Source organism: Zobellella sp. An-6 (genome assembly GCF_052487945.1).
The window spans coordinates 1043572-1070475 of the sequence record NZ_CP199259.1 but is presented as its reverse complement, the minus strand read 5'-3'; the positions used below and the strand labels follow the sequence as shown (position 1 = coordinate 1070475).

At 66.5% G+C, this 26904-nt stretch carries 26 protein-coding genes; 4 read left to right on the top strand and 22 right to left on the bottom strand.

All coding sequences use genetic code 11. From position 1 onward, the window contains the following. Positions 1-38 precede the first annotated feature (38 nt). A complete protein-coding gene (locus tag ACT7DK_RS04850; RefSeq protein WP_445396873.1) occupies positions 39-884 on the top strand; it encodes a helix-turn-helix domain-containing protein in 846 nt (281 codons plus the stop codon). Here the strand turns inward: ACT7DK_RS04850 and ACT7DK_RS04845 are convergent. Then, positions 881-1693, bottom strand: a complete 813-nt coding sequence (locus ACT7DK_RS04845; protein WP_445396871.1) for a phytanoyl-CoA dioxygenase family protein — start codon at positions 1691-1693, stop codon at positions 881-883. The genes ACT7DK_RS04850 and ACT7DK_RS04845 overlap by 4 nt on opposite strands. A gap of 92 nt (positions 1694-1785) precedes the next feature. Here ACT7DK_RS04845 and ACT7DK_RS04840 point away from each other — a divergent pair, with 92 nt between their 5' ends. Next, positions 1786-2685: a LysR family transcriptional regulator gene (locus ACT7DK_RS04840; RefSeq protein ID WP_445396869.1), complete on the top strand. Its 900-nt coding sequence runs from the start codon at positions 1786-1788 to the stop codon at positions 2683-2685. Between the two features lie 21 nt (positions 2686-2706). On the opposite strand, the gene ACT7DK_RS04835 is transcribed toward ACT7DK_RS04840, so the two are convergent. The 7 genes from ACT7DK_RS04835 to ACT7DK_RS04805 all read right to left on the bottom strand — a co-directional run bounded on the left by ACT7DK_RS04835 (position 2707) and on the right by ACT7DK_RS04805 (position 11490). Then, positions 2707-4047 carry a Na+/H+ antiporter family protein gene (locus ACT7DK_RS04835; RefSeq protein WP_445396867.1) on the bottom strand — a complete coding sequence of 447 codons (1341 nt, stop codon included), beginning with the start codon at positions 4045-4047 and terminating at the stop codon, positions 2707-2709. A gap of 193 nt (positions 4048-4240) precedes the next feature. Next, on the bottom strand, positions 4241-5887 hold the full coding sequence (locus ACT7DK_RS04830; protein WP_445396865.1) for an electron transfer flavoprotein-ubiquinone oxidoreductase: 1647 nt from the start codon (positions 5885-5887) through the stop codon (positions 4241-4243). Between the two features lie 51 nt (positions 5888-5938). Beyond that, positions 5939-7282 (bottom strand): YjiH family protein, encoded by a 1344-nt coding sequence (locus ACT7DK_RS04825; protein ID WP_445396863.1) that lies wholly within the window; start codon positions 7280-7282, stop codon positions 5939-5941. 119 nt (positions 7283-7401) lie between these two features. Further along, positions 7402-8334 (bottom strand): electron transfer flavoprotein subunit alpha/FixB family protein, encoded by a 933-nt coding sequence (locus tag ACT7DK_RS04820; protein WP_445396861.1) that lies wholly within the window; start codon positions 8332-8334, stop codon positions 7402-7404. Next, positions 8334-9083, bottom strand: coding sequence for an electron transfer flavoprotein subunit beta/FixA family protein (locus ACT7DK_RS04815; protein ID WP_445396859.1), 750 nt, complete (start codon positions 9081-9083; stop codon positions 8334-8336). The genes ACT7DK_RS04820 and ACT7DK_RS04815 overlap by 1 nt, the downstream gene beginning before the upstream one ends. A 12-nt stretch (positions 9084-9095) precedes the next feature. Continuing rightward, a complete protein-coding gene (locus tag ACT7DK_RS04810; protein ID WP_445396857.1) occupies positions 9096-10235 on the bottom strand; it encodes an acyl-CoA dehydrogenase family protein in 1140 nt (379 codons plus the stop codon). Between the two features lie 109 nt (positions 10236-10344). Beyond that, positions 10345-11490, bottom strand: a complete 1146-nt coding sequence (locus ACT7DK_RS04805) for a CaiB/BaiF CoA transferase family protein (RefSeq protein ID WP_096779755.1) — start codon at positions 11488-11490, stop codon at positions 10345-10347. Positions 11491-11595: 105 nt separating this feature from the next. Between ACT7DK_RS04805 and ACT7DK_RS04800 the strand changes: the two genes are divergently transcribed. Then, on the top strand, positions 11596-12501 hold the full coding sequence (locus tag ACT7DK_RS04800) for a LysR family transcriptional regulator (RefSeq protein WP_445396854.1): 906 nt from the start codon (positions 11596-11598) through the stop codon (positions 12499-12501). A gap of 26 nt (positions 12502-12527) precedes the next feature. On the opposite strand, the gene ACT7DK_RS04795 is transcribed toward ACT7DK_RS04800, so the two are convergent. Genes ACT7DK_RS04795 through kynA form a run of 4 tightly spaced genes read right to left on the bottom strand, consistent with a single transcriptional unit; the run spans position 12528 to position 16707 of the window. Next, positions 12528-13928, bottom strand: coding sequence for a sodium-dependent transporter (locus tag ACT7DK_RS04795; RefSeq protein WP_445396852.1), 1401 nt, complete (start codon positions 13926-13928; stop codon positions 12528-12530). A 41-nt stretch (positions 13929-13969) separates the two neighbouring features. Further along, positions 13970-15208 (bottom strand): kynureninase, encoded by a 1239-nt coding sequence (kynU, locus tag ACT7DK_RS04790; protein WP_445396850.1) that lies wholly within the window; start codon positions 15206-15208, stop codon positions 13970-13972. Next, positions 15205-15837, bottom strand: coding sequence for an arylformamidase (gene kynB, locus ACT7DK_RS04785; RefSeq protein WP_445396848.1), 633 nt, complete (start codon positions 15835-15837; stop codon positions 15205-15207). The genes kynU and kynB overlap by 4 nt, the downstream gene beginning before the upstream one ends. 12 nt (positions 15838-15849) lie before the next feature. Further along, positions 15850-16707, bottom strand: a complete 858-nt coding sequence (kynA, locus tag ACT7DK_RS04780; RefSeq protein WP_445396846.1) for a tryptophan 2,3-dioxygenase — start codon at positions 16705-16707, stop codon at positions 15850-15852. A 103-nt stretch (positions 16708-16810) separates the two neighbouring features. Between kynA and ACT7DK_RS04775 the strand changes: the two genes are divergently transcribed. Continuing rightward, positions 16811-17713 (top strand): LysR family transcriptional regulator, encoded by a 903-nt coding sequence (locus ACT7DK_RS04775; protein WP_445396844.1) that lies wholly within the window; start codon positions 16811-16813, stop codon positions 17711-17713. A gap of 49 nt (positions 17714-17762) precedes the next feature. Here the strand turns inward: ACT7DK_RS04775 and ACT7DK_RS04770 are convergent, their stop codons facing one another. The 10 genes from ACT7DK_RS04770 to dmpG all read right to left on the bottom strand — a co-directional run bounded on the left by ACT7DK_RS04770 (position 17763) and on the right by dmpG (position 26902). Beyond that, positions 17763-19022 (bottom strand): TRAP transporter large permease, encoded by a 1260-nt coding sequence (locus ACT7DK_RS04770; RefSeq protein ID WP_445396842.1) that lies wholly within the window; start codon positions 19020-19022, stop codon positions 17763-17765. Beyond that, positions 19019-19570 (bottom strand): TRAP transporter small permease, encoded by a 552-nt coding sequence (locus tag ACT7DK_RS04765; protein ID WP_445396840.1) that lies wholly within the window; start codon positions 19568-19570, stop codon positions 19019-19021. The genes ACT7DK_RS04770 and ACT7DK_RS04765 overlap by 4 nt, the downstream gene beginning before the upstream one ends. Before the next feature lie 54 nt (positions 19571-19624). Continuing rightward, positions 19625-20611, bottom strand: a complete 987-nt coding sequence (locus ACT7DK_RS04760) for a TRAP transporter substrate-binding protein (RefSeq protein ID WP_445396838.1) — start codon at positions 20609-20611, stop codon at positions 19625-19627. Between the two features lie 87 nt (positions 20612-20698). Next, complete coding sequence (gene dmpE / locus ACT7DK_RS04755) at positions 20699-21484, bottom strand: 2-oxopent-4-enoate hydratase (RefSeq protein ID WP_445396836.1); 786 nt, start codon at positions 21482-21484, stop codon at positions 20699-20701. A gap of 438 nt (positions 21485-21922) precedes the next feature. After that, positions 21923-23383, bottom strand: coding sequence for a 2-hydroxymuconic semialdehyde dehydrogenase (locus ACT7DK_RS04750; protein ID WP_445396834.1), 1461 nt, complete (start codon positions 23381-23383; stop codon positions 21923-21925). A 119-nt stretch (positions 23384-23502) separates the two neighbouring features. Beyond that, a complete protein-coding gene (locus tag ACT7DK_RS04745; RefSeq protein WP_445396832.1) occupies positions 23503-24426 on the bottom strand; it encodes a catechol 2,3-dioxygenase in 924 nt (307 codons plus the stop codon). A 12-nt stretch (positions 24427-24438) separates the two neighbouring features. Next, entirely contained in the window at positions 24439-24774 is a 336-nt protein-coding gene (locus ACT7DK_RS04740) for a 2Fe-2S iron-sulfur cluster-binding protein (protein WP_445396830.1), read from the bottom strand. A 48-nt stretch (positions 24775-24822) separates the two neighbouring features. Then, positions 24823-25014, bottom strand: coding sequence for a 2-hydroxymuconate tautomerase (locus ACT7DK_RS04735; RefSeq protein ID WP_106729025.1), 192 nt, complete (start codon positions 25012-25014; stop codon positions 24823-24825). A gap of 68 nt (positions 25015-25082) precedes the next feature. Further along, on the bottom strand, positions 25083-25874 hold the full coding sequence (gene dmpH / locus ACT7DK_RS04730; protein WP_094040055.1) for a 2-oxo-3-hexenedioate decarboxylase: 792 nt from the start codon (positions 25872-25874) through the stop codon (positions 25083-25085). Continuing rightward, a complete protein-coding gene (gene dmpG, locus ACT7DK_RS04725; protein ID WP_445396827.1) occupies positions 25871-26902 on the bottom strand; it encodes a 4-hydroxy-2-oxovalerate aldolase in 1032 nt (343 codons plus the stop codon). Before dmpG ends, dmpH begins: the two co-directional genes overlap by 4 nt. Positions 26903-26904: the final 2 nt, after the last annotated feature.

The window sequence follows — 26904 nt, the reverse complement described above, 5'->3', positions numbered from 1 at the left end:
TACTATTGGCTCATTATCAAGATCCAAGGTGGCCCAAAATGCTTAAACGCGAACTGCTGAGCCTGCCCCATCACAGATCCTGGGCCCTGACCCACCTCAAGGACGCCGGCGTGCCCTTTCAGTGGCACTACCACCCGGAATACGAGATCACCCTGACCCTGGGGGCGGAAGGCATGCGCTATATCGGCGAGGACGTGGCCCCCTTCGGGCATTGCGATCTGGCGCTGGTGGGCCCCGACGTGCCCCACACCTGGGACGCCAAGGCCTCGGACGGCGCGCCCGAGGTGTATGTGGTGTTCCTGCCCAGGCACTGGCTGCAGGCCCAGGTGGCGGCGGGACTGGTGGAGCTGTCGCCCCTGCTCGACTGGCTGGCCGGGCTCGGCAACGGCGCCGTGTTCGGCACCGCCACCGCCCGCCGGGCCCGGCGACTGTTCGAGCGCATGGCGCAACCGGGCCCGCTGCCGGCCCTGGCCGCCCTGCTGGAGCTGCTGCAACTGCTGCGCGCGGACCAGCATGGCCGCCCCTTGGGCGGGCGGTTGCAGCAACCGCCGGACCGGCGCCTGGATCGGCTGCTCGGCCATTTGCAGCGCCACTACCAAGAGCCCCTGCGCCTGGAACAGGTGGCCCGCCACTGCAGCCTGAGCCCCGCCACCCTCAAGCGGCTGCTGCAACAGCACTGCGACACCAGCTTCAGCCAGTACCTCAACCGCCTGCGCCTGGGTCACGCCTGCCACCTGCTCACCACCAGCCTCCTGCCGGTGGCGCTGGTGCGCGAGCAGGCGGGATTCAACAACGCCAGCCACTTCAACCGCAGCTTCCTCGCCCATACCGGGCTGAGCCCCCTGGCCTTTCGCCGCCGCTTCGGCTGGCGCCGGCTGGGCTAACGCCGCCACACCACCGGGAACCAGTCCTCCCGCATCCGCTCCCCCGTTTGCAGGCCGATGCCGTCGAACGGCGGCGAGGTGGGTCCGCCCCGGTCGATATAGCGCACGTCGTCGCCGATAAAGCGGGTAGAAAAGGCCCGGCGCCGGTTGGATGTCCGGTTGCCCGGGGCACCATGCACCGTCTTGAAGTTGAACAACAGCGCATCGCCCGGCTCCAGCTCGGGAATGAGGATCTCGAAGTCCCCGCCGTCGATATCCGGCATGTCCATAAAAGGGCTGTCATCCTGGTACCAGGACGCATTGGTGGACCACTTGCTCGGTCGCACCAACTTGGGCCAGCGGTGGGAGCCCAGCACCACCTGCAGGGCATTTTCCTTGGTAATGGGATCCAGCGGTATCCAGTAACTGGCCGTCTGGTCACCGTCCACGCAGTAGTAGGGTAAATCCTGGTGCCAGGGTGTGGGCTTGGCGGTGCCCGGCTCCTTCACCAGAATATGCTCGTGGAATACCTGAATTTGCCGTGAGCCGGTAGCCTCCCCGGCAATCGCCGCTCCGGGGGATGCCTCTATCCAATGCCGGAATTCAGGTATCCGCTGCCAGTTGCAGTAATCCTCGAAAAAACGTCCGCCATCGTTGCCGGTCACGTTCTCCCGGCCATGCTCGCCAGGCTCGCGCAGCACCCGTTCAAAACCTGTCCGTAATGGCTCTATCCAGTCCTTGAACACACCCCTGACGACGATGGCGCCGTCTCGCGCATAGGCGTCCCGTTGATCCTGTGTCAGCCAGGTCGTGGTGGTTGTGTGGCCCATGGTGATTCCTCCCTGTGGTTAGCGACGACTCGACTTTAGCACCGGCATCACATAGCTTATAAATACAGTTTACATATGGGATACATAGAGCAATGGCTATACCTTTTACCTTCCGGCAACTGAGCTACTTTGTCGCGGTGGCCCAGCAGGGCAGCGTCAGCAAGGCGGCCGAGGTGCTGCATGTGTCCCAGCCTTCGGTGTCCATCGCCATCACCCAGCTCGAGGGGTTGCTGGAGCAGCCCCTGTTCCAGCGCCACCGGGGCCAGGGGGTCAGCCTTACGCCCGGCGGCGAGGCGCTGTTGAAGGAGGCGCGCCATATCCTCACCCTGTCCCACAACCTGCTGGCCCGCCAGCGGCAGGACGACAGCGAGGTGGAGGGCCAGTTGGTGCTGAGCTGTTTCAGGGATATCGCGCCCTACTACCTGCCACGATTGGTGAGCCGCTTCGAGCGCCGCTACCCCGGGATCCGGGTATTGATGCAGGAGGAGGATCTGGCCGGCGTGAGCCGGGCGCTGGAGCAGGGCCGGGCCGAGCTGGCCCTGAGTTACGATCTGGGCCTGCCGCAGGAGATAGACGCCGAGGTGCTGGATGAACTGCTCCCCCATGCCCTGCTGCCCACCACCCATCCCAGGGCGGGCAGCCCTTCCATCAGCCTCACAGAGCTGGCGGCGGAGCGGCTGATACTGCAGGATCTGCCGCTCACCCGGGAGTATTTCCTCTCCCTGTTCTGGCACCGGGGACTCAAGCCCGACATCGTCCACACCACGGCGTCCTTCGAACTGCAACGGGGCCTGGTGGCCCACGGTCACGGGGTGGCGCTGTCCTGCACCCGGCCGGCGGGAGACCGCAGCTACGATGGTGCGGCCCTCGCCTGCGTGCCGCTCGCCGACGAGGTCCAGCCCCAGCGGGTGGTGCTGGCCCACTCCCGCCGCTTTCCGCTGTCGGTGCCGGCCCGGCTGTTCCTCGGCCTGGTAGCCGGGCAAGCCGGCTAGCCATGCCGGCAGACAACGGGGCTACAGCACCTGGGACGCCACCCAGCCGAAGATCACCAGCGGAATGTTGTAGTGGATAAAGGTGGGGATCACCGAGTCGCGGATATGATCGTGCTGGCCGTCGGCGTTCAGCCCGGCGGTGGGCCCCAGGGTGGAGTCGGAGGCCGGCGAGCCGGCATCGCCGAGGGCGCCCGCCGTACCCACCAGCGCCAGGGTGGCCAGGGGCGAGAAGCCGAAGCTCAGCGCCAGCGGCACATAGATGGCGGCGATAATGGGAACGGTGGAAAACGACGAGCCGATGCCCATGGTAATGAACAACCCCACCAGCAGCATCACCAGTGCCGCCAGCGCCGGGCTGTTGCCGATCAGCGCCCCCGATCCCGCCACCAGTTCGGGAATGGCGCCCGAGGCCTTCATCACCCCGGCAAAGCCGGAGGCGGCAATCATGATAAAACCGATCAGCGCCATCAACCGCATGCCCTGGGTGAAGACGTCGTCCTGCTCCTTCCATTTGAACAGGCCGTTCATCGACAACAGGGCAAAGCCCAGCAGGCCGCCCAGCACCATGGAGCCGGTAGCAAGCTGCACCGCCAGGGCCCCCACCACCGCCACCAGTATCATTGCCAACTGCCGTTTGGAAAGCCGGAGCTCGGTCTTTTCCCGGGCTGCGGCCGCCACCGGCTGATGCCGATATGCCCGCGGCCGGCGGTAGCTGAACAGCACCGCCACCAGCAGCCCCAACACCATGCCCAGTGCCGGGATCAGCATGGCCCTGGGCGCCATCTCAGGAGTCACCTGCAAACCCAGTTCACTGCCGGCCTGGTTGACGCTGCCGGTGAGAATGTCGTTGAGAAAAATCGTCCCAAACCCGACGGGGGTGGTCATGTACATGATGGTGATGCTGAAGGTGATCACACAGGCCACGGCGCGCCGGTCCAGTTGCAGCATGCTCATCAACCCCAGCAGCGGCGGCACCAGTATGGGAATAAAGGCGATATGCACCGGCACCACGGTGCCGGAAGCGGCGCCCACGATAACCAGGGCGCCGAACAGCAACCACTTGATGCCCCCCAGTTGGCCCGGCTCACGGCGGGCCCCGACCCAGGCCAGCGTTTTGTCGGCCACCAGGCCGGTAATGCCGGTACGCGACAGCGCTACCGCAAAGGCGCCGAGGGTGGCGTAGGCCAGCGCCACGGTGGCGCCTCCGCCCAGCCCCTCGTTGAAGGCGCCGATCACCTGCTCCACCGACATCCCCGCCCAGAGCCCGCCCACCAGGGCGGCGACCACCAGTGAAAACACCACCGATACCCGGGCCAGACACAGCCCCACCATCACCAAAATAGCCAAAACAATGGCATTCATAGGTTCCTCTCCCCTGTGTTGTTACGTCCTTTTAATGCGGCGCACCGGCTCTGAACCCGCTACCCACAGGGGAAAATTAACACTCCGTAAACATTTAAAATGAATATAGTTTGTATATGAACCTCATAACTTTTTGGCTATGTAGTGGCAATATGATGTACCGCCTGTACCAAGAACATATCTCCAACTTCGGCTACATGTTGGGATAATTGGGCCCGCCGCCTCCTTCCGGTACTGCCCAGCGGATATTCTGGGACGGATCCTTGATATCGCAGGTTTTGCAGTGCAGGCAATTCTGGGCGTTGATCTGCAGCCCGGCTCCCGCTGCTTGCTCTACCACCTCATACACCCCCGCCGGGCAGTAACGCTGGGCCGGCTCCGCCCAGCGCGGCAGGTTCTGCGCCAACGGGATGGCCGCATCCTGCAGTTGCAGGTGGCAGGGCTGATCTTCTTCGTGGTTGGTGTTGGACAAAAACACCGAAGACGGCTTGTCGAAGCTGAGCTTGCCATCCGGCTTGGGATAGCTGATGGGCGGGCAGCCCGCCGCCGCCTTCAGTCCCTCATGGTCCGGCCGGCGATCGTGCAGGGTCAGGGGCAGGCGGCCGCCGAACAGCTTCTGCTCCAGGAAGTTGAAGGCGCCCCCCAGCCAGGGGCCGAAACGGTGCAGCGCCGGGCCGAAGTTGCGGCCGCGATACAGCTCATCGTACAGCCAGGACGCGCGGAAACGGGCGTCGAAGGCGGTCGGCGCCCGCCCGTCCCCGCCGCCGGCCAGCGCCTCGAACACCGCCTCCGCCGCCAGCAGGCCGGACTTCATGGCGGTGTGGGTGCCCTTGATGCGGGCCGGATCCAGGGTGCCGGCATCGCAGCCGAGCAGCAGGGCGCCGGGCATCGTCATCCTGGGCAGGGAATTGAAACCGCCCTTGGCGATGGCCCGGGCACCGTAGGCCACCCGCTTGCCTCCTTCCAGGTACCGGCGGAACAGCGGATGCTGTTTCATGCGCTGAAACTCGTCGAAGGGACTCAGCCAGGGGTTGGTATAGTTGAGGTCGACCACCAGTCCCACCACCACCTGGTTGTGCTCGCCGTGGTAGAGAAAGCTGCCGCCGCCGGTGTCGCCCGCCAGCGGCCAGCCGGTGCCGTGCATCACCAGTCCCGGCCGGTGCCTGGCCGGATCGATGTCCCACAACTCCTTGATGCCGATGCCGTAATGCTGGGGATCCGCCTTGTCATCCAGCCGGAAGCGGGCGATCAGCTCCTTGCCCAGGTGGCCGCGGCAGCCTTCGGCAAAGAGGGTGTAGCGCGCATGCAACTCCATGCCCGGCACATGGCCGGGCCCGGGCTCGCCATCCCGGCCGACGCCCATGTCGCCGGTGGCGACGCCCTTGACCGCGCCGTCGTCGTGGTAGAGCACGTCGCTCGCGGCAAAACCCGGGTAAATCTCCGCCCCCAGGGCTTCGGCCTGCTCGGCCAGCCAGCGGCACAGCTTGCCCAGGCTGGCCACGTAACAGCCCTCGTTGTGCAGGCTGGGGGGCGCCAGCCAGCCAGGGATACGGCGGGCCGTACCCTCATGCGCCAGCCAGTAAAGCTCGTCGGCCGCCACCGGGGTCGTCAGCGGGGCACCGCGCTCGGCCCAGTCCGGGAAGAGCTCGGCCAGGGCCCGGGGATCGATCACGGCGCCGGAGAGGATATGGGCCCCCACTTCCGAGCCCTTTTCCACCACGCAGAGGCTCAGCTCCCGGCCGGCCTCCCGCGCCTGCTGCATCAGCCGGCAGGCCGCCGCCAGCCCGGCGGGGCCGGCACCGACGATGACCACGTCGAACTCCATGATTTCTCTGTTCATTGCTATTTCCCGTCAAAACGGCAGGGGCGGCGGCCCGCCCCTGCTCCAGGTTCAGAAGATCAGGTGTGCCGCCAGCGCCACCAGGGGGATGGCCAGCAGGGTCCGGATGAGAAAGATCAGCACCAGATCCGTCACCGACAGCGGGATGTCCGATTCCAGCATGGCGTTGGCGCTCTCGGTGAAGAAGATGATCTGGATGGTGGACAGGGTGCAGACGAAGAACACGCTCATCGGCGCCACCTCGCCCCCGGCGATGATGATGGCGGGCAGGGCGATTTCGGCGATGGACAGCAACACGGTGGGCGCTATCTTGTCCGCGTCGGGCAGTTGCAGCAGCCTGAGCAAGGGCTCGAACACCAGCCCCAGGTACTCGAACAGCGGCGTGTAGGTGCCTACCACCAGGGCGATGGTGGCGATCGACAGGATATAGGCCACTATCTTCTGGGCGAAGGTCGCCGCCTCCCACAGGTAACGGCCGAACACCTCGGGGCCGGTGGTGGCCGCCCGCTCGGCGGCGGCCTGGCAGGCGCGCAACAGGATGGGACCCTGCGGTTTGCCGCCGTCCCTGCCCTGCCGGGCCGTGCGCCCGTCGAAGTAGCGGTCCGGCTTGCGGCTCAGCGGCGGCAGCCGGGTGACCACGGCGGCCAGCAGGAAGTTGATGACGAAGGACGAGACGATCATGTGCGGCAGGTATTCCATGATGCCGCCGATGGACGCCAGCAGGGCGAAGAAGCCCAGGCTGCAGATACTGAAGTTGGTGGCGATGCTGGCCGCTTCCCGCTGGGTATAGTGGCCGCTGCGGTACAGCTTGTTGGTAATGAAAATCCCCACCGCCGGGGCGGCGACGAAGGAGGCCACCGCATCCACCGCCGAGCGGCCGGGCAGGCGGTAGAGCGGGCGCATCAGCGGCTCCATCAGGGTGCCCACGAATTCGAGAAAACCGAACTCGGTGAGGAACAGCACCAGGAAGCCGGCCACCACCACCGTCAGAAAGACGCTGCCCCCGAGATAGAGCGCCAGCCCGCCCACGTCCTTGTGCAGGAACCAGTCGGGCCCAATCCGGAACACCAGCAAGGCCGCAAATACCGCGCCCAGCAGGAACAGCAGGCCGACCAGGGCATTGTCCTTGCGATGGTAGCGTGCCAGGGCGGCATTGCCGGTCAGCCGGGCAGCCCCCCAGGTCAGGCAGAGCAACAGGGTCAGCGCCAGGGTCAGGTACTGGAGGCTGTCGCCCAGCGCCCCCTTGATGGCCCCGATCAGGCTCACCAGGGGAATAGTGGCCTGGTCGCCCCCGAGCGACAAGGGAATAAAGAAAATCAACAATCCGATCAAACTGCCCAGCAGCGCCTTGACAGCGCCCCCGCGTCTTCCTTGCATTACCTCGACGTTATTCATCCTTCTTCTCCGTTGACAGGCTAGTGCTGGACCCGCCCAGGCGGGTCATTCCCTCGACAGGGCGCCACCGGTAGCGACGCCCCTTCATTCCTTCGTTGCTGCCGTTCCCGTCCCCGTGCTCAGGGCAGTTGCGCCGTGAGCCGGGGCAGCGCCTCGAACAGATCCGCCACCAGGCCGTAGTCGGCAATGCGGAAGATGGGCGCGTCTTCGTCCTTGTTGATGGCCACGATGACCCGGGACTCCTTCATGCCGGCCAGGTGCTGGATGGCGCCGGAAATGCCCACGGCGATATAGAGCTCCGGCGCCACTATCTTGCCGGTCTGGCCCACCTGGCGATCGTTGGCGACAAAGCCGGCATCCACGGCGGCGCGGGAAGCGCCTATCGCCGCGCCCAGCTTGTCGGCCAGGGCCTCGATCAGGGCGAAGTGTTCGGCCTTGCCCAGGCCGCGCCCGCCGGACACCACCACCCGGGCGTCGCCCAGCTCGGGACGTTCCGACACCGACAACTGCTCGGCGACAAAACGGGACAACCCCGTGTCATGTACCGAATCCACTGCTTCTATCGATGCGCTGCCGCCCGCGCCGGCCACCGCCGCAAAGGCGCTGGTGCGCACGGTGAGCACCTTGATCGGATCGAGGGAGCGGACGGTGGCGATGGCATTGCCGGCATAGATGGGCCGGCGAAAGGTATCGGCGCCTTCCACCGAGATGATGTCGGACAGCTGGCCCACGCCGAGCAGGGCGGCCACCCGCGGCAGCAGGTTCTTGCCGCCGGTGCTGGCCGGCGCCAGCAGATGGCTGCAGTCCCGGCCCAGCTCCGCCACCAGCGGCGCCAGGTTTTCGGCCAGCTGATGGGCGTAGGCGGCATGGTCGGCCAGCCACACCCTGGCCACCCCCTCCACCCGGGCGGCGGCCTCGGCCACGGCCCGGCAGCCCTGGCCCGCCACCAGCACGATGAGTTCCCCGCCCAGCTGGCGGGCGGCGGCCACCGTGTTCAGGGTGGCGGCCTTGAGGATACGGTTGTCGTGTTCCGCAACGATCAGGATAGCCATCAGATCACCTTCGCTTCGTGTTTCAGTTTGTCGACCAGCTCTTCCACCGAGCCCACCATGACCCCGCCCTGGCGCTCCGCCGGCGGCGTCACCCCAAGCAGCTCGCTGTGGGCCCGCAGGCTCACCCCCAGCGCCTCCGGGGTGCACTGCTCCAGCGGCTTCTTCTTCGCCTTCATGATGCCGGGCAGGGCGGCATAGCGCGGCTCGTTCAGCCGCAGGTCCGTGGTCACCACCGCCGGCAGCCGCAACGCCAGGGTCTGCAGGCCGCCATCCACTTCCCGGGTAACCAGTGCCTCCTGCCCGGCTATCTTCACCGCCGAGGCGAAGGTGCCCTGGCCCATGCCGGTGAGCGCGGCCAGCATCTGCCCGGTCTGGTTGTGGTCGGCGTCGATGCCCTGTTTGCCGAGGATCACCAGCCCCGGCTGCTCCCGCTCCACCAGCCGCGCCAGCAAGCGCGCTACCGACAGCGGCTCGGGCAGTTGTTCGGTGTGCACATGGATGCCGCGATCGGCGCCCAGGGCCAGGGCGGCGCGGATCTGCTCCTGCACCTCCTGGGGCCCGACCGACACCACCACCACCTCGGAGGCGACGCCCGCTTCCTTCAGCCGCACCGCCTCTTCCACCGCAATTTCACAGAAGGGGTTGAGCGCCATCTTGACGTTGGCCAGCTCCACGTCTTTCTGATCCGCCCTCACCCTGACCCTGACGTTGTAATCGATGACCCTTTTTACCGTGACCAGTATCTTCATCGCCGTTGCTCCTCAGTGGTTCAGCAGGGTGCGCGCTATGATATTGCGCTGCACTTCGGACGAGCCTTCGTAGATGCGCATGATGCGCAGGTCCCGCACATAGCGCTCGAGCGGCATTTCCCGGGTGTAGCCATAGCCGCCGTGGATCTGCAGCGCCCTGTCGGCAATGCGGCCGGCCGCTTCCGAGGCGTAGAGCTTGGCCATGGCCGACTCCTGGGAAAAGCGTTCCCCCTGTTCGCGCCTGGTGGCCGCCCGCAGGCCGAACATCCGCGCCGCCTCCAGCTCGGTGGCCATGTCGGCCAGCATCCACTGCAGCCCCTGGAACTCGGCGATGGGGTGATCGTTGACCTCGCGGGTCCTGGCCCAGTGCAGGGCCGCCTCGAGGGCGGCACCGGCAATGCCGGTGCAACTGGCGGCAATTTCCACCCGGCCGTTGTCCAGCACCTGCATGGCGGTGCGAAAGCCCCTGCCCTCTTCGCCGCCCAGCAGGCGGTCGGCCGGCACCTCGCAGTCCAGCGCCACCTCGAACACATGCCCGCCCCTGAGGCCCATGGTGCGCTCGGGCGCGCTCACCGACACCCCGGCCGCGTGGCGATCGACGATAAAGGCACTGATGCCCCTGTGGCCGGCGCTCTTGTCGGTTTTGGCATACACCACCAGAAAGTCCGCCTCGGCGGCGTTGGAGATAAAGTGCTTCACCCCGCGCAGCCGGTAGCCCGAGCCGGTTTTTTCCGCCAGGGTGCGCATCGCCGCCGGATTGGATCCGGCGTTGGGCTCGGTCAGGGCGAAGGCCCCCAACAGCTCGCCGCTGGCCGCCCCCAGCAGCCAGCGCCGGCGCTGCGCCTCGGTGCCACCGTGCAGGATGGAGTCGGTCGCCAGGAAATGGGCGGTCACCATGGAGGCGGTGGAGCCGCAGGCCGCCGCCAGTTGCTCCACCGCCAGGTAGAGCGCCACCGCCGACACCCCGGTGCCGCCGCAGTGTTCCGGCAGGTTCATGCCCATGATGCCGATGTCGGACAGCGCCGCCCGGTGGCGGACCGCCGAATGGCTGCCTTCGTCTATGTCCGCCGCCGCCGGCGCTATCACCTCCCGGCAAAAGCGCTGCATGGCGTCGGCCAGCATCCGATCGTCTTCGGTAATGGTGATGTTCATGGTGATCCTCTCCTTGGGTTGTCGGTATGCCGTCGCCCCCTGACACCAGGGCGCAACGGGGCCCACCGGCCGCGCCGGTGTGGCGTAATGAAAGTGGGAATGGGCCGGCTTAGGGTCGGAACAACTCGGCGTCGTGCTCCCCCAGGGCGGGGGCCGTTGCCGGCGCCGGGCTGGCCCAGGCGCTGGCCCGTACCGGCTGCGTCATCATGGGGATCTCGCCCAGGCGCGCGTGCCGCTGGGTGCGCAGCAGCCGGCGTTCGCCCTGCCGGGCCCGCGCCAGCACCTCGCCCATGTCCAGCACCGGCGAGGCGGGAATGCCCGCCGCCGCCAGGCTGGCGATGGCCGACGCCACGCTGTGGCCGGACAGCCAGCTTTCGATCAGGTCGCGCAGCGCCGGCTCGTGGCGGGTGCGGGCCTCGTCGGACCCGAAGCGGGCGTCCTGCGCCAGCCCGGGCCGGCCCATGACGGCGCACAGCGCGGCAAACTGGCGGTTGTTGAGCACCGCGATAATGACCCGGCCATCGGCGGCGTTGAAGGATCCGAAGGGCGTGGACAAGGGATGACGGTTGCCGACCCGCCCCGGTGCCTCGCCCCCGAACATCCATTGGGCCACCGGGGTCGGCATCAGCGAGAACAGGCAGTCGAGCATGGCGATATCCAGGTGGACCCCCTCGCCGCTGCGCTGCCGGTCGAACAGGGCGGCCAGTATGGCCCAGGAGGCATAGAGCCCGGCGGCCAGATCGGCGATGGACTCGCCCACCTTGGTCGGCTCGCCGTCGGGCTCGCCGGTGATGGCCATGATGCCGGACATGGCCTGCACCACCAGATCGTAGGCCGGCAGGCCGCTCGACTCGCCCCGCTGGCCGAAGCCGGAAATGCTGGCGTAGATGATGTCGGGGTTGATGGCCTTGATGGCCGCAAAGCCCACCCCCAGCCGTTCGGCCACCCCCGGCTTGAAGTTTTCCACCAGGACGTCGGCCTCGCGCACCAGCTCCAGCAAGCGGGCCAGGTGCCCGGGATTTTTCAGATCCGCCACCACCCCTTTCTTGTTGCGGTTCATCAGGGTGAACAGGGCGCTTTCTCCCTGCTCAAAGGGACCCACATGGCGATACTCATCACCGCCCGGCGGTTCTACCTTGATGACCTCGGCGCCCAGATCCGACAACAGGGCGGTGCAGAAGGGGCCGGACAAAACACGGGTGAGATCGACGATTTTAATCCCGGCCAGGGGCTGACGCTGGTGCTGCTGTTCCATGGTATGGGCCTCAGAGTGGTGGTGAAGTCTTGGCTCTGAGTTTGTCAGCGGGTGAATATTGTGTAAAATATTAGTTACATATATTCAATATAGATTTTTCTAGTAGTGATAACCCTGCATCAACTCAAGGTGTTCGTGGCGGTGGCCGAAAGCGGCGGTACCGCCGCTGCCGCCCGCCGGCTGCACCTGTCCCAGCCGTCGGTATCGCTGATCGTGCGCAACCTGGAAGCCGAGCTGGGGGCCGAGCTGTTTATCCGCAACCCGCCACGGGGGCTGGCCATCACCCCCTTCGGCCGCGGCAAGCTGGAAGAAGCCCGGGCCCTGCTGTCCCGCGCCGAGATGTTCGCCGAGCCGCAGGATGCCGGCCCCCAGCTGCGCGGCCAGATCACCATCGGTTATTTCAGCTCTCTGGGGCCGCCCTATGTGCCCGGCCTGTTGCGCCGCCTGCGGGAAACGCTGCCCGGGGTGGAGGTACAACTGCGCGAGGGGGATCTCGGCTCCATCAGCCGCATGCTGGACACCGGCCAGGTCGAGCTGGCGCTGACCTACGATCTGGGCATGACCGAACGCCCCCGGGTGCAGCTGCTCAAGGAGTGCCGGTTCTACGCCGCCCTGCCCCCGACGCATCCGCTGGCCCGGCAGCAGGCCGTGTCGCTGGAGGATCTGGCCGGGGAGGCGCTGATCCAGATCGACTTGCCGCACAGCCGGGAGTTTCTGATGTCGCCGTTCTGGCAATACCAGCTGGAGCCCCGTATCGCCTACCGCACCACCTCGCTGGAAATGGTGCGCGGCATGGTGGCCCAGGGGCTGGGGGTCGCCCTGCTGATCACCCGTCCGCTGTCGGATCAGACCCAGGACGGCGCCCGCCTGGTGTGCCGCCCCATCGCCAACCCGCTGCCGTCGCAGCGGCTGGTGCTGGCCCACTCCCACCATTTTTCCCCCACCCCGGTGGCCGAGGCGGTGATGGCGGAGGTAAAACGGATGTTTACGGAGGAGCCGGCAACACCCTAGGCGAAGCGCTTCGGAAGACCGGCGCCTCAGCCAAAGGCGCCGATGGCATTGAGGAACATCAGCACGATAAACACCGGGCTCAGGTAGCGGATGGTGAAGCGCCACAGCCGGTAGCCCGGGCCCCGGCCCAGTTCCTGCTCGGTGGCGGTGCGGCTCATCACCCAGCCGGCGAACAGGGCGATAAAGAGCCCGGACAACGGCATGATCCAGCTGGAGGTGAGGTAGTCCAGGCCGCCGAAGAAGGTCTTGCCGAACAGGGTGTGTTGCTCCCACAGGTTGAAGGAGAACACGGTGCCCAGGCTCAGCAGCCACATCAGTACCCCCGAGCCCAGGCAGGCCCGCGCCCGGCTGATGCGGTAGCGCCCGGTCAGCCAGGCCACCGCCGGCTCGATCAGCGAAATGGCCGAGGTCAGCGCCGCCACCGACAGCATCACGAAGAAGAGGGCGCCGAACAGCGCGCCCAGCGGCATCTGGCCGAAGGCGAGGGGCAGGGTCACGAACAGCAGCCCGGGGCCAGCGCCAGGCTCCAGGCCGTTAGCGAACACCAGGGGGAAGATCACCATGCCCGCCAAGAGCGCCACCAGGGTGTCCAACAGGCCGATGGTCAGTGCCGTTTTGGCGATGGACACCTTGCCGGGCAGGTAGGCGCCGTAGGTCATCATGCCGCCCCCGGCCAGGCTCAGGGTGAAGAAGGCGTGGCCCAGGGCCACCAGCACGCTGTTGCCCGAGAGCTTGCCGAAGTCCGGGTTGAACAGGAATTCCAGCCCCTGCATAAAGTGGCCCGTGGTCATGGCGTAGCCCACCAGCACCAGCAGCAACAGGAAGAGCCCGGGCATCATCAGGTTGACCGCCCGCTCCAGCCCCTGCCGTACCCCCAGGGCGACAATCCCCAGGGTCAGTGCCAGCACCAGGCTGCCCCAGAAGATCAGGGGCAGCGGCGATCCCAGCAGGGCGCCGAAGTGGGCGCCCACCTGCTCGCCGGAGGCGCCGTTGAAGGTGCCGGCGCCGGTGTCGAAGATATAGGCCACCGCCCAGCCGGCCACCACCACGTAGAAGCTGAGCAGCAGAAAACCGGTGAGCACGCCTACCCAGCCGAGCCAACGCCACCGGGGCGACGCCCCCGCCTCCCCGGCCAGGGCGGCCATGGCATGGGGCGGGTTGTGGCGGCCGCGCCGGCCTATCATCACCTCGGCCATCAGCAGCGGGATGCCGATCACCAGGATGCAGGCCAGGTACACCAGCACGAAGGCGGCGCCGCCGTGCTCGCCGGTGATGTAGGGGAATTTCCAGATATTGCCGAGCCCCACCGCCGAGCCGGTGGCGGCCAGCACGAAGGCCATGCGGCCGGACCATTGGGGGCTGGCGGCGGTGGACGCAGCCACCTGGCCCAGGCCGCCGAGCGGCCGGGTCAGACTGTTGTTTTCCATAACGGTGTTCTCCTTGGGGGTAATGAGGTTGGTGGCCGGGCTCAGGTTACCGCGGTCAGTTTGCGGAATTCGGGCTGCTTCCACTCTTCCCGGCGCATCACCTCGGCCAGGGCCTGCACCGTGTCCCACAGATCCACGTAGCGGGTGTAGAGGGGGGTAAAGCCGAAGCGCAGTATGTCGGGGGCGCGGAAGTCGCCGATGATATTGCGGGCGATCAGCGCCTGCATGATGGCGAAGCCCTGCTCATGGGTGAGCGACACCTGGCTGCCGCGCCGCTCGGCGTCCCGCGGCGAGGCGAGCCCGAAACCGAAATTCCCGCAGTGCGACTCCACCAGCTCGATGAAGCTCTCCCCCATCCGGCGGGACTTGGCGCGGATCTGCCCCATGTCGGCGGAAACCATCAGCTCCACCCCCACCTCCAGCACGCTGGTGGCCAGCACCCCGGTGGTGCCGCACAGGCCGCGCCGGATGCCGGCGGCCGGCTCGAATCTGTCCTGCATGGCGAAGGGATTGGCGTGGCCGAACCAGCCGCTCAGGGGCTGGCGGAAGTCCTCCTGGTGGCGGCGGGCCACGAACAGAAAACCGGGGGCGCCGGGGCCGCCGTTCAGGTACTTGTAGCCGCAACCCACGGCGAAGTCGGCTCCGGCGCCGTTCAGGTCGACCGGCACGGCGCCGGCGCTGTGGCTCAGATCCCACAGCATCAGCGCGCCCACGGCCCGGGCCCGGGCGGTAAGGGCGGCCATGTCGAACATCTCGCCGGACTTGTAGTGCACATGGGTCAGCACCACCAGGGCGGTGTCTTCGTCGATAAGCGTGTCCAGCGCCTCCCGCGGTGCCGTTTCCAGCCGCACGCCGGGCCGGAACCGCTCCAGCCCCTGCAGGATGTAGAGATCCGTGGGGAAGTTGCCGGGTTCGGAGACTACCTTGCCGCGTCCCTGGCGCATCTCCAGCGCCGCCGCCGCCAGCTTGAACAGGTTGACCGAGGTGGAATCGGCCACCACCACCTCGCCCCGCTCGGCACCGATCAGGCGGGCGATTTTGTCCCCCACCCGCTCGGGCAGGCTTATCCAGTCGTGGGTGTTCCAGCTGCGGATAAGGCCCCGGCCCCACTCCTGCTCCACCACCTCGGCGGCACGCCGGCGGGCGGCCCCGGGCAGGGCGCCCAGGGAGTTGCCGTTCAGGTAGATAAGCCCCTCTTCCAGCTCGAACTGTTGCCGGTAAGGGGCCAGGGGATCGTCCCTATCCAGCCGGGCCAGATGGTCGCGGGTCAGGGTGGTCATGCTTCAATACTCCTCAGCAGGGCGCGCACGGGCGAGGCGTCCAGGTGCGCCAGTTTCAACGGGGGGGCTATCAGTTCGTAATGGCCGGGCTCGATGTCGTCCAGCACCAGCCCTTCCAGGATGGCCATGCGGTGATGCCAGACCCGCTGGTGGGCATCCAGGGTCTTGGCGTCCTGGGGGTCCAGCGAGGGGCTGTCGACCCCGATAAGGCGGGCGCCCCGCTCGGCCAGCAGATCGATGGTGGCGGCGGCCACGGCGGTAAAGTCCGCCCGCCATTGATCATGGGGAAAACGGCCGCAGGTTTTCAGCAGCACCCGCTCCAGCCGCGCCGGCAGCCCGGCGGGCAGGTCGCCGGGCTCCACCCGGCCGCGGGCATGGGTCAGGTCCAACACCAGGCAGGGGCCGACATAGGCCTCCAGCGCCACCTCGGCCATGGCCTGGCCCTCGGCGTGGTAATGCAGGGGCGCGTCGGCATGGGTGCCGGTGTGGGTGGACAGGCACAGCCGCGCCACGTTCACCGGGCAGCCGTTTTCCATCACCCAGCTCGGCTCGGCACCGTAGGGGGTGTCGCCCGGCCACACCGGTATGCCGGGACGCAGGGTTTGGGAAATGTCCCAGAGTCGGCTCATACGTCGTCCTCCTCAGATGCTGGTGCGAACCGCCCAGAGTTCGGGGAAAAAGGTCAGGTCCAGCGCCTTCACCAGGTAGGAAACGCCGCCGGTGCCGCCGGTGCCCTTCTTGTGGCCGATGATGCGCTCCACCGTCTTCATGTGGCTGAAGCGCCATTTCTGGAAGTTGTATTCCATGTCCACCAGCTTCTCGGCCAGCTCGTACAGATCCCAGTGCTGTTCGGTATGGTGATAGACCCGGGACCAGGCGGCTTCCACCTCGGCGCAGGCCTGGTAGGGCTGGGACCAGTCCCGCTCAAGGCAGTGGGCGGGCAACGCGAAGCCGCGCCGGTGCAGCAGCTGCAGGCTGATGTCGTAGATGCTGGGGGCTGCCAGTATGGCGGTCAGGTGCCGGTAATGCTCCGGGTGGGCCCGGTGGGCCTCCACCATGCGGGCGTTCTTGTTGCCGAGCAAAAACTCCAGCTCCCGGTACTGGTAGGACTGGAAGCCCGAGCTCTGCCCCAGGCTGCCGCGAAAGCGGGCATAGTCGGCCGGGGTCATGGTCACCAGCACTTCCCAGGCCTTGATCAACTGCTCCTGGATGCGTGCCACCCGCGACAGCATCTTGAACGCCGGTTGCAGCTGGTCCCGGCGGATATGCTCGGCGGCGGCATGGGCCTCGTGCAGGCACAGCTTGATCCACAGCTCCGACACCTGGTGGATGACGATGAACAGCATCTCGTCGTGCTCGGCGGAGCGGGGCCGCTGGCAATGGAGCAGGGCGTCCAGATCCAGGTACTGGCCGTAGCTGAGGTCCTGTTGCCAGTGCACCCCTTCGTTGTCCAGATCCACCATGCCCTGGCGGGCGGTGATCGATTCCTTGCCGCGCATAACCAACATCCTGTTAACAATTGAAGATAACTTGAGTTTACGCCGCCCCCGGCCTTGGTGTAAATTTCATTAATATTCACTTTTCAATTAAATAAATTAATACATGAGCGTTCGAGTCAGTACCCGGCACATGCAGATGATGGTGGCCCTGAGCGAGGCCGGCAGCCTGGTGGAGGCCGCCCAGTTGCTGGGCCTGACCCAGTCCGCCCTGAGCCACCGCATCAAGGAGGCGGAGCGGCTGCTCAACACCGAGCTGTTCTACCGCCAGCACAAGAAACTGGTACCCACCAGCGCCGGCAAGCGGCTGCTGCATTCCTCCCGGCTGGTGCTGGCGGAGCTGGAGCGGGCCGAGGCCGACATCAACAAGCTGTCGGTGGGCATAGAGCACGTGGTGCGCCTGGGCAACGAGGCCTACGGCGGCTACCACTGGCTGCCCGCCTGCCTGGCCGCCTTCGCCCGGGAGCAGCCCACCATCAGCGTGGAGATCATCCCCGATGTCTCCCTCGATCCCTACGCCGCCCTGCGCACCGGGCGCATCGACCTGGCGCTGACCTCGGGCCAGCCGCCCGAGGGCTTCCAGTGCCGGCGGCTGTTCCGGGACGAGATGCGGCTGGTGCTGCCCGCGGGGCACGAACTGGCCGGACAAGACTGGGTGAACGCCGGGCAGGTGGCGGCCCACACCTACGTGACCTACCACACCCAGCCGGGCAAGGGACGGGAATACGAGCAGCTGTTCAGCCACTACCGGGTGTTGCCGGCCCGGGTGATCCGGGCCGGGGTGACCGAGGCGGTGATCGCCCTGGTGAAGGAAGGCTTCGGGCTGACCATCATGCCGGAGTGGGTGCTGGCACCCTACCTGGCCCAGGGCGGGCTGAGCACGGTGCGGGTGACGGAAGAAGGGCTCCACCTGGACTGGCAGCTGCTGCTGCGCAGGGACGAGGCCCCCGCTTCCCCCGCCGCCCGCTTCGCCGACTGCCTGACACGGGTGGCGCCGGGCACCCGTTGATCAGAGCGGTATGGCCCGCAGCGCGTCGCCTTCGGGCCTGCCGACGCCATCACAGCAACATGGTCACCAGGCTGCCTTTCCAGCTCAGCAGCACCAGGGTCACCAGGGTCGCCAGCAGGAAGGGCAGCAGCGCACGGAAGATGCTCAGGGGGGAAGCCCCGGTCATGGAGGAGGCGATGAAGAGCCCGGCGCCCACCGGCGGGGTCAGCAGCCCCATCACCAGGGTCAGGCACACCACCACCCCGAACTGATAGGGGCTGATGCCGAACTGCAGCTGAGCGATGGGCAGCAGTATGGGCACCACCAGGATCAGGGCGGCGATGCCGTCGAGCACCATGCCCACCAGCAGCAGTATGCCCACCACCATCAGCAGGAACACGAAGGGATCCGAAGTCTGCTCGGCGATCCAGGCGGCGGCGCCCTGGGGAATTTCCTCGAACACGATCACCCAGCCGAACACCCCGGCCGCCGCGATCAGCAGGATCACCATGCCGGAGTTGATGGCGGTGCGCCGGAGGATGCCGAACAGGTGCGAGAACTGCAGATCCTTGTACACGAACTTGCCGATCAGCAGGGCGCCCAGCGACGCCAGCGCCGCCGACTCGGTCGGGGTGGCCAGGCCGGTGAGGATGCCGCCGATGATCAGCACCGGGATCACCCCGGCCGGCAGCCCCATCAGCAGATATTCCAGGGCCTGCCTGCGGCTGGGCCAGTCCCCTTTCGGGTACTGGTGGACCAGCCCCATCAGGCTGATGACCAGGAAGAACAGCAACGACATGATAAGCCCGGGCACAATGCCGGCGATAAACATCTCGGCGATGGGTACCTGGGCCAGCACCCCGAACAGCACGAACAGCATGGACGGGGGAATGATGGGCGACAGCAGGCCGCCGGCGGCGGTAATGGCCGCCGAGAAGGGCTTGTCGTAGCCTTCCTTCTCCATCGCCGGCACCATGGCCCGGGACATGATGGCGATCTGCGACGCCGCCGAGCCCATGATGGCCGCCATCATCATATTGGCCACCAGGTTGATGTAGGCGAGCCCGCCCCTGAAGCCGCCCACCAGGATCCGCGCCAGGTTGATCAGCCGCTTGGTCAGGCCGCCTTCGTTCATCAGCTCGCCGGCCAGCATAAAGAGGGGAATGGCCAGCAGGCCATAGCTCTCGATGGCCCCGAACAGCTGCTGGGGATAAGACTCGAACAGCACGGTATTGCCGGAGGAGCCGATATACCAGATGGCGGTGAGCGCCAATACCAGGGCGATGGGCACGGCGGTAAACAGCAGTACCAGGAATACAACCAGGGTCATGTGGGCTCTCCCGTCATTGTCTGTTGCGAACCGCTCAGGCTGTCAAACAGGTTGAGCAGGGCGTGAATTCCCAGGGACAGGGAGAACACCGGCAGCACCAGCCAGACCCAGAACTTTTTGATGCCCAGGGTATTGGTGTTTTCCGCGTACATAAAGTTGAAGGTTTCCGACTGAAAGGCCTGGAAATCAAACCCCGCCTGCATCAGGGCCAGGGGGCTGTACCAACGCCAGCACAGCACGAAGAGGGCCAGGGCAAACCCCAGTATCATCAGGTCACTGAACACCGTCAGCCAGCGCCGCAGGGCGGCTGGAAGCAGGTCGGTAAGGATGGTGACGGAAACACCCCGGCGCTTTTTCAAGACCGCCGAGGTGCTGATAAAGGTCATCCATACCATGCAGTAGATGGCCAGCTCGTCCACCCAGTAAATCGCCTGTCCCATGGCCCGGGTGACGATATTGAGCAGCACCAGCAAGGTGACGGCCCCGGCCAGCAAGGCCGCAACCGTCATTTCCGCCGACGCTACCTTATCCGATATGCGCTTAAGCATTACTCCACTCTCCCCGGCCCCGGCATGCCGGGGCTCTCCTGGTTACAAATCGGCTCAGCTGCCCTTGATATCCATGGCGGCCCGGCGCAGTCCGTCCAGCGCCTTGGCCTTGCCGGACCAGGTGGCTTCCCAGCGCTGAATGGCATCGGTGAAGGTGGCGCGATCCGCCTCGACGATCTGGATGTTCAGATCACGCAGCTGCTGCTCCTGATCCCGCTCCTGTTGCCGGAACTGGTCGATCACCTTGTCCAGCTGGGCCTTCATCAGGGTCTGGATCAGCGCCTTGTCGTCATCGTTCAGCTCGCGCCACATCCGTCCGGATACCACGCCCACCATGGGGAACATCATGTGGTTGGACAGCAGCAGGTGGTTGGCCCGCTCGTAGAATTTCAGCACCAGGATGGAGTCGAAATCCATGTCGATGGCGTCGACCTGGCCGTTGGCCAGGGCGTCGTACACGCCGGGCAGGGGCAGCGGCGTGGGCGCCGCTCCCAAGGCGGTATAGAAGTCGCGGATGGGCTCGAAGGGGGTGATGCGCAGTTTCTTGCCCTTCAGATCCCCGGGGCCTTCCACCGCGGTCCGGCTCAGCACCTGGCGCATGCCGGCCATGCCGTAGCCGATGCCCACCACGCCGACGCTGCCCGGCAGCTGATCCAGCAAGCGGGAAGCCGCGTCCGACTGCAGCAGGGCGGCGGCCTGATCGATGTCCTCCACCAGGTAGGGGGCATAGAGGGCGCCGAAGTCGGGCACCCGGTTGGAGATCTCGGCGATGGTCAGGAAGGCCATGTCCAGGGCGCCGGTTTGCAGCTGTTGCACCATCTGGGCTTCGTTGCCCAGTTGCTGGGAGGGAAATACCGACACCCGGTGCTGGCCGTGGGACTGGTCGCGCAGCTCCTGGGCGAAGTCGGTGGCCGCCTGGGTCCAGATATGGGCCGGCGGGGTGATAAGGCCGAGGCGGAAATCCCGGGCCTGGGCGGTGACGGAACCCAGTGCCAGGCCGGCGGCCGCTACCAGGGTGAGTGCTGTTTTGAATCTGGTCATGTTCAACTCCGTTATGATGTTATTCAGTCCGTTTATGACTCACGGTTGCTTCTGCCGGGGCCGGGCCTGCCGGCCCCGGCGAGGAACTCAGCTAAAGCGCACCGAGGCGCTGCCGATGCCGCCGACGGACACCGTCAGGTAGTCCCCGGCCCGCACCGGCTCCAGCGGCACCAGGGCGCCGGACAGTATCACCTCGCCCGCCTTCAGCCCGATGCCGCGCGCACCTAAGGTATTGGCCAGCCAGGCCACGCAGTTCACCGGGCTGCCCAGGGCCGCCGCCCCGGCGCCGGTGCTGATGATGGCCCCGTTCTTTTCCACCACCATGCCGCAGGTGGCCAGGTCGAGCTTGCGCGGGCTCACCGCGGTGTCACCCAGCACAAAGACCCCGCAGGAGGCGTTGTCGGCAATGGTGTCCTGGATTTTTATCTGCCAATTTTCGATGCGCGAATCCACCACCTCGAAGCAGGGCAGCACGCACTCGGTGGCGGCCAGCACGTCGGCGGCGGTCACCCCCGGGCCCATCAGGTCGCGCTTGAGGATAAAGGCGATTTCGCCTTCGGCCCGCGGCTGGATAAGCTGCTGGCCGATGGGCACCTCCTGGCCCTGGCTGTACACCATGGCGTCGGTGAGAAAGCCGAAGTCCGGCTGGTCCACCTTGAGCATGGTCTGCACCGCCTTGGAGGTGAGGCCGATTTTCTTGCCGATGACCCGCTCGCCGTCGGCCAGGCGGCGGTCGAGCAGGCGCAGCGAGATGTTATAGGCATCGTCGATGCTGATGTCCTCGACGCGGCGGGTGAGCGGCGCCAGGGGCTCGCGCTGGCGCAGGGCCCGGTAGAGCTCGTCGCCGTGGTGGATAATCTGTTCCTGGTTCATGGTCTGTCCTTAAAACGGTTTACGAACGTTGCTAAGCCTGTCTGTGGTGACCCAGTGAAGAGACAACAGGGCCACCTCCACCGACACGCTGCAAGCACATCCCTGTGACGCTCGGCACATGCCATCCCTGGCATGTGACGGTCGGTGGAGGCAATCCCTGTTGCCTCTTTGCAAGCTCCGCCGTGGCCTGATGGCCTTGCCAACAGGCGACACTGGGCGTTGGGGGCGGGCAAAGGGTGCGGCTCCGCCGACCCTCCGCGCCAGGGAGGGCGCGGCGGAGCCCCCAGGGGGCGAGCTTGCTCGCCGTGACGAGCGGTTTCGGCCTGACCGAACATCCAGTGAATGTTCGCAGCAGGTCGAAACTGCGAGTGTCCTGTCTTTACGGCGTGTCGGCGGAGCCGTGCGCTTTGTCCGATTACACTTAATCCCAAACGGCGCTTACAACTTGATACAGATGTTCTTCAGCTCGGTGTAGAACTCCAGGCCGTGCACCCCGCCCTCCCGGCCGATGCCGGACTGCTTGGCGCCGCCGAAGGCGGTGCGCAGGTCGCGCAGGAACCAGCTGTTCACCCACACGATGCCCGCTTCCATCTGCTCCGCCACCCGCACCGCCCGGCTGCTGCTCTCGGTCCAGATGGCCGCGGCCAGGCCATAGTCGGTGTCGTTGGCCAAGGCGATGACTTCCTCTTCGCGGTCGAACGGCCGGATATGGCAGCAGGGCCCGAAGATTTCCTCGCGGATCACCCGGGCGTCGTCGCTCAGGCCGGTCCAGATGGTCGGCGCGACCCAGGCGCCGCCGTTGAGCTCGGGGCCCATGTCCGGGATGCCGCCGCCGATTTCCACGGTGGCGCCCTCCTCCACCGCCAGGCGGTAGTAGGACAGCACCTTGTCCCGGTGCTCCTGGCTCACCAGCGGGCCGAAGTTGGCCTGCGGGTCCTGTGGCCGGCCGAGTTTCAGCTTGGCCACTTCTTCCTTCATCCGCGCCAGGAAGGCGTCGAAGATGGGCCGCTCCACGTACACCCGCTCGGTGCCCAGGCACACCTGGCCGCAGTTGACGAAGGCCGAACGCATGGTGCCCTCCACCGCCTTCTCCAGGTCGCAGTCGGCGAACACGATACCGGGGTTCTTGCCGCCGCACTCCAGCGAGATGTTGCGCAGGCCCACGGCGGCGGCCTTCATGATGGCCTCGCCGGTGCGGGTCTCGCCGGTGAAGGTGATGGCGTCCACCAGCGGGTGAGTGGTGAGGAACTCGCCGGCGGAGTCGGGGCCGAAGCCGTGCACCACGTTGAACACCCCGGGCGGCACCCCGCACTCGTTCATCACCTCACCCAGCAGGGTGGTGGTGGCGGGGGTTTCTTCCGACGGCTTGACCACCACGGTGTTGCCGCAGGCCAGGGCCGGGCCCACCTTCCAGGTCATCAGCAGCAGCGGCAGGTTCCAGGGGGAGATAACGGCAATCACCCCCTTGGGGCTGCGGTGGCCGACGTTGAGCGCGCCTTTGCCGTCCGGGGTGTCCAGGCGGAAGCCCTCGGTGGGGTGGTTGGCCAGTGTCTCGGCGAAGGCGGTGAAGTTGGCGGCGCCGCGCGGAATGTCGATGTGGCTGGCGATGCGGTAGGGCTTGCCGGTGTCGCGGCACTCGGCCTCGAGGAACTCGTCGAAGCGCTCGTTGATGCGGTCGGCGACCTTGTGCAGCAGGGCGGTGCGCTGGGCCTGGGTGAGCTTGCCCCAGGGGCCCTTGAGCGCGGCCCTGGCGGCGCGTACGGCGGCGTCGACCTCGTCACGGCCGGCCTCGTGCACCCGGCCGATCAGGCTGTTGTCCACCGGGCAGCGGTTGTCGAAGGTCTTGCCGCTGGCGGAGGCGACGTACTCGCCGTTAATAAAGTGCTTGAATTCGTTCATGTGTTGCTCTCGTCATGGGTTGCCCCGGCGCCCGGGGCCTGGACTCCCGCCTGCGCGGGAGTGACGGTATGTTGCGGTGCGCTGTTTACGTCCAGCTTCCAGCCTCAAGCTTCCAGCGCTTAAGTCAGCACGGTCAGGAAGCGTTCGTTCAGCTGGCGGTCGTGGTAGAAGATGGCCTTGCCCAGCTTGTCCGCGTCCCAGGTGATGGGCGGGTGATCCGGGTAGAAGGCGTCGCCGCCGCAGAACACCTCGTTGCGGTTGCCCGAGGGGTCGAAGAAGTAGATGGTCTGGCCGTGGGTAATGCCGTGGCGGGTGGGGCCGATGTCGATGGAGGTGTTGGTCATCGAAATCAGGTCGCCGGCGCGCAGCACGTCCTCCCAGGTTTCCAGGAAGAAGGAGGCGTGGTGGAACTTGTTCTTCTCCGCATGTTTGATAAAGGCCACGTCGTGGGACTTCATCGACACGGTGAGGAACTGGGCCACCCGCTCGCCGTCCGGGGTCAGCACCTGCTCACACAGGTCGAAGCCGAGCACCTCGTGGAACAGCTTGTAGGTGCCGTCCAGGTCGTCGCCGTACAGCAGGCAGTGGTCGAAGCGCTGGGCCTTCATGCCCTTGAGGTCACGGGGCCAGGCTTCCGGATTGTGGTTGCCGATGCCGTAGCGGCCGGGCTGAGCCTTGCTGGCGAACAGCTCAAAGGCATGACCGGTGGGCGCGGTAAAGCGCAGCCGGCGGCCGCAGCCCTTGAGTTCGCCTTCGGGGATGTCCTCCACCGCCACGCCGTAGGCGAGCAGGTCCCGGTGCAGGCGGTCGAGGGTGGCCTCGTCCAGCACCTTGAACGCCATAAAGTCCATGCCGGGCTCGTCGGCCTCGCGCAGCACCACCGAGAACTGGTCCACTTCGGTCCAGCCCTTGAGGTAGACCCGGCCCTGGTCGTCCCGGTCGGTTTCAATCAGGCCGAGCAGGTCCCGGTAGTGGGCCAGGGCCTCAAACATGTTCATCACGCGCAGCTGCACGTGGCCGGGGCGGATTACACCTTTTTTCATCGTCCTTACTCCTTATCCATGTCCGTTGCAGAGCCGGGCCGCCGGGGTATCCGGGCAGGGGGTGGCCAGCTCGATCTCCAGGTCGCCCTCGGGCAGCACCCGGCAGGCCAGGGCATAGCCCTGCTCGGCCTGCTCAAGGCTGACGTGGCGGCGACTCATGCATTGCCGTTGGTAGGGGCCCTGCAGGATGCGCACCCGGCACAGCCCGCAGCCGCCGCAGCGGCAGCCCACCGGCACCGGCCGCTGGAGCCCGGCCTCGGCCCCGGCGAGCAGGCTTTGCCCGGGGGCGACCCGGAACTGCTCGCAGGGTTGGTCCGGGTGGTGCAGGGTGATGGTGTAGTGGGGCATCCTGGCCTCCTGTTGTGTATTTAGGTCGAATAAATTCGACCCTACGGGCTAACGCCCCAGCTTTTTGGCCGATTGGCCGCCGATGCCGAAGTGTTGCGGGGGCAGCTCGTTAATCAGCACCCGCACCGACTCCCGCGGCGCGTCCAGCGCCCGCACCAGGGCGGCGGTCACTTCCTCGATGACCGCTTCCTTCTGGGCGTCGTTGCGCCCTTCCATCATGTTCACCAGGACTATCGGCATGGCGGCGTCTCCTTCTGTGGCTCTGTTGTTTGTCACGTTATCGCGCTGTCTGGCGGTCGCGGCGGCGGTTACACCACCCGCCCGCTGATGCTGCCCAGCCCCTGGTAGTGCACCACGAAGCTGTCGCCCTTCTGCACCGGCACCGCCGCGGTGATGGCGCCAATCATGATGAAGCTGCCCGCCGGAATCACCTCGCCGCGCTCGGCCAGCATGTTGGCCAGCATCGCCACCGAGGCCGCCGGGTGGCCCAGCACCGCCGCGCCCGCGCCGGTCTGCACCACTTCGCCGTTGACTTCCATCACCACGCCCAGGGTCTTCAGGTCCAGCTCGCTCGCCTCGGCCATGCGCCCGCCGGTGATAAAACGGCTGGAGCTGGAGTTGTCGGCAATCACGCTCTTCAGGTCGAACTTGAAGTCCTTGTAGCGGGAGTCGATCACCTCCACCGCCGGCAGCACGAAGTCGGTGGCGCGCAGCACGTCGCCGATGTGGCAACCCGGGCCCTTCAGCTCCGCCTTGGTGACGAAGGCCAGCTCGGCTTCAATCTTGGGGTGGATAAGCTCGTCGAACTTGATGTCGCCGCCGTCCGGCACGCTGAAGTAGTCGGCCAGAAAGCCGTAGCAGGGATGCTCCACCCCCATCTGCGCCATCTTGGCCCAGGAGGTCAGGCCCATCTTCATGCCCACAATCTTGGTGCCCCGGGCCTCCTTGCGGCGGCGGATTTCCCACTGGATGTCGAACGCATCCCGGTAGCTCATCTCGGGGTAGTCGTCGGTGATTTTGGTCACCTCATAGGCCTCGAGCTCGGCGGTTTCCAGGTGCTCGGCCAGGTGCTCAATCTGGGCTTGGGTCAGCTTGCTCATCGTTTTAGTCCTTGTTGTTTGGCCAGGGTCAGGGCCAGGTCTTCAATCATGTCTTCCTGGCCGCCGACGGTGCCGCGACGGCCCAGCTCCACCAGGATGTCCCGGGCGGACACGCCGTACTTGGCCTCGGCGCGCTTCGCGAACAGCAGGAAGGAGGAGTACACCCCGGCGTAGCCCAGGGTCAGGGCATCCCGGTCGACGCGGATGGGCTGGTCCATCATCGGCACCACCAGATCCTCGGCCACGTCCATGATGCGGTACAGGTCGATGCCGGTGTCGGCGCCCAGCCGGTCGAGCACCGCGCACAGCACTTCCAGCGGGGTATTGCCGGCGCCGGCCCCCAGGCCCGCCACCGAGCCGTCGATGCGCACGGCACCGGCCTCGATGGCGGCCAGGGAGTTGGCCACCGCCATGCCCATGTTGTGGTGGCCGTGGAAACCGAGCTCCACCGCCGCCGGCAGCTCGGCGCGCAGCAGGCTTAAGCGGGCGCTGACGTCATCGGGCAGCATGTAGCCGGCGGAGTCGGTGACGTAGATGCAGTTGGCGCCGTAGTCGACCATTAGCCGGGCCTGCTCCAGGATCTTCTCGGGGCTGGCCATGTGCGCCATCATCAAAAAGCCGACGGTGTCCATGCCGAGCTTGGCGGCCAGGCCGATGTGCTGCTGGGACACGTCCGCCTCGGTGCAGTGGGTGGCCACCCGGATGGTGCTCACCCCGTGGTCCCGCGCCATGCGCAGGTGGTCGACGGTGCCGATGCCGGGCAGCAGCAGCGCCGACACCCTGGCCTGCGTCATCCGCGGCACCACCGCCTTGAGGTAGTCCTCGTCGGAATGGGCGGGGAAGCCGTAGTTGACAGAGGCGCCGCCCAGGCCATCGCCGTGGGTCACTTCAATCAGCGGCATACCGGCCTGGTCCAGGCCGGTGGCGATGGCCACCATCTGTTCGAGGGAAATCTGGTGGCGCTTGGCGTGCATGCCGTCGCGCAGGCTCATGTCGTGCAGCACGACCTTTTTGTCTTTCAGGTTCATCT

What these genes read in the sequence shown, in the direction of transcription:
- ACT7DK_RS04810 (WP_445396857.1), bottom strand. Translation starts at nt 10,235, where the DNA reads ATGAACATCACCATTACCGAAGACGATCGGATGCTGGCCGACGCCATG.
- kynB (WP_445396848.1), bottom strand. Translation starts at nt 15,837, where the DNA reads ATGAGCCGACTCTGGGACATTTCCCAAACCCTGCGTCCCGGCATACCG.
- ACT7DK_RS04775 (WP_445396844.1), top strand. Translation starts at nt 16,811, where the DNA reads ATGAGCGTTCGAGTCAGTACCCGGCACATGCAGATGATGGTGGCCCTG.
- ACT7DK_RS04735 (WP_106729025.1), bottom strand. Translation starts at nt 25,014, where the DNA reads ATGCCGATAGTCCTGGTGAACATGATGGAAGGGCGCAACGACGCCCAG.
- ACT7DK_RS04760 (WP_445396838.1), bottom strand. Translation starts at nt 20,611, where the DNA reads ATGACCAGATTCAAAACAGCACTCACCCTGGTAGCGGCCGCCGGCCTG.
- ACT7DK_RS04805 (WP_096779755.1), bottom strand. Translation starts at nt 11,490, where the DNA reads ATGGAACAGCAGCACCAGCGTCAGCCCCTGGCCGGGATTAAAATCGTC.
- ACT7DK_RS04740 (WP_445396830.1), bottom strand. Translation starts at nt 24,774, where the DNA reads ATGCCCCACTACACCATCACCCTGCACCACCCGGACCAACCCTGCGAG.
- ACT7DK_RS04830 (WP_445396865.1), bottom strand. Translation starts at nt 5,887, where the DNA reads ATGAACAGAGAAATCATGGAGTTCGACGTGGTCATCGTCGGTGCCGGC.
- ACT7DK_RS04770 (WP_445396842.1), bottom strand. Translation starts at nt 19,022, where the DNA reads ATGACCCTGGTTGTATTCCTGGTACTGCTGTTTACCGCCGTGCCCATC.
- ACT7DK_RS04745 (WP_445396832.1), bottom strand. Translation starts at nt 24,426, where the DNA reads ATGAAAAAAGGTGTAATCCGCCCCGGCCACGTGCAGCTGCGCGTGATG.
- dmpG (WP_445396827.1), bottom strand. Translation starts at nt 26,902, where the DNA reads ATGAACCTGAAAGACAAAAAGGTCGTGCTGCACGACATGAGCCTGCGC.
- kynU (WP_445396850.1), bottom strand. Translation starts at nt 15,208, where the DNA reads ATGACCACCCTGACCCGCGACCATCTGGCCCGGCTGGATAGGGACGAT.
- ACT7DK_RS04840 (WP_445396869.1), top strand. Translation starts at nt 1,786, where the DNA reads ATGGCTATACCTTTTACCTTCCGGCAACTGAGCTACTTTGTCGCGGTG.
- ACT7DK_RS04845 (WP_445396871.1), bottom strand. Translation starts at nt 1,693, where the DNA reads ATGGGCCACACAACCACCACGACCTGGCTGACACAGGATCAACGGGAC.
- ACT7DK_RS04815 (WP_445396859.1), bottom strand. Translation starts at nt 9,083, where the DNA reads ATGAAGATACTGGTCACGGTAAAAAGGGTCATCGATTACAACGTCAGG.
- ACT7DK_RS04820 (WP_445396861.1), bottom strand. Translation starts at nt 8,334, where the DNA reads ATGGCTATCCTGATCGTTGCGGAACACGACAACCGTATCCTCAAGGCC.
- ACT7DK_RS04850 (WP_445396873.1), top strand. Translation starts at nt 39, where the DNA reads ATGCTTAAACGCGAACTGCTGAGCCTGCCCCATCACAGATCCTGGGCC.
- ACT7DK_RS04795 (WP_445396852.1), bottom strand. Translation starts at nt 13,928, where the DNA reads ATGGAAAACAACAGTCTGACCCGGCCGCTCGGCGGCCTGGGCCAGGTG.
- kynA (WP_445396846.1), bottom strand. Translation starts at nt 16,707, where the DNA reads ATGCGCGGCAAGGAATCGATCACCGCCCGCCAGGGCATGGTGGATCTG.
- dmpE (WP_445396836.1), bottom strand. Translation starts at nt 21,484, where the DNA reads ATGAACCAGGAACAGATTATCCACCACGGCGACGAGCTCTACCGGGCC.
- ACT7DK_RS04765 (WP_445396840.1), bottom strand. Translation starts at nt 19,570, where the DNA reads ATGCTTAAGCGCATATCGGATAAGGTAGCGTCGGCGGAAATGACGGTT.
- ACT7DK_RS04750 (WP_445396834.1), bottom strand. Translation starts at nt 23,383, where the DNA reads ATGAACGAATTCAAGCACTTTATTAACGGCGAGTACGTCGCCTCCGCC.
- ACT7DK_RS04835 (WP_445396867.1), bottom strand. Translation starts at nt 4,047, where the DNA reads ATGAATGCCATTGTTTTGGCTATTTTGGTGATGGTGGGGCTGTGTCTG.
- dmpH (WP_094040055.1), bottom strand. Translation starts at nt 25,874, where the DNA reads ATGAGCAAGCTGACCCAAGCCCAGATTGAGCACCTGGCCGAGCACCTG.
- ACT7DK_RS04825 (WP_445396863.1), bottom strand. Translation starts at nt 7,282, where the DNA reads ATGAATAACGTCGAGGTAATGCAAGGAAGACGCGGGGGCGCTGTCAAG.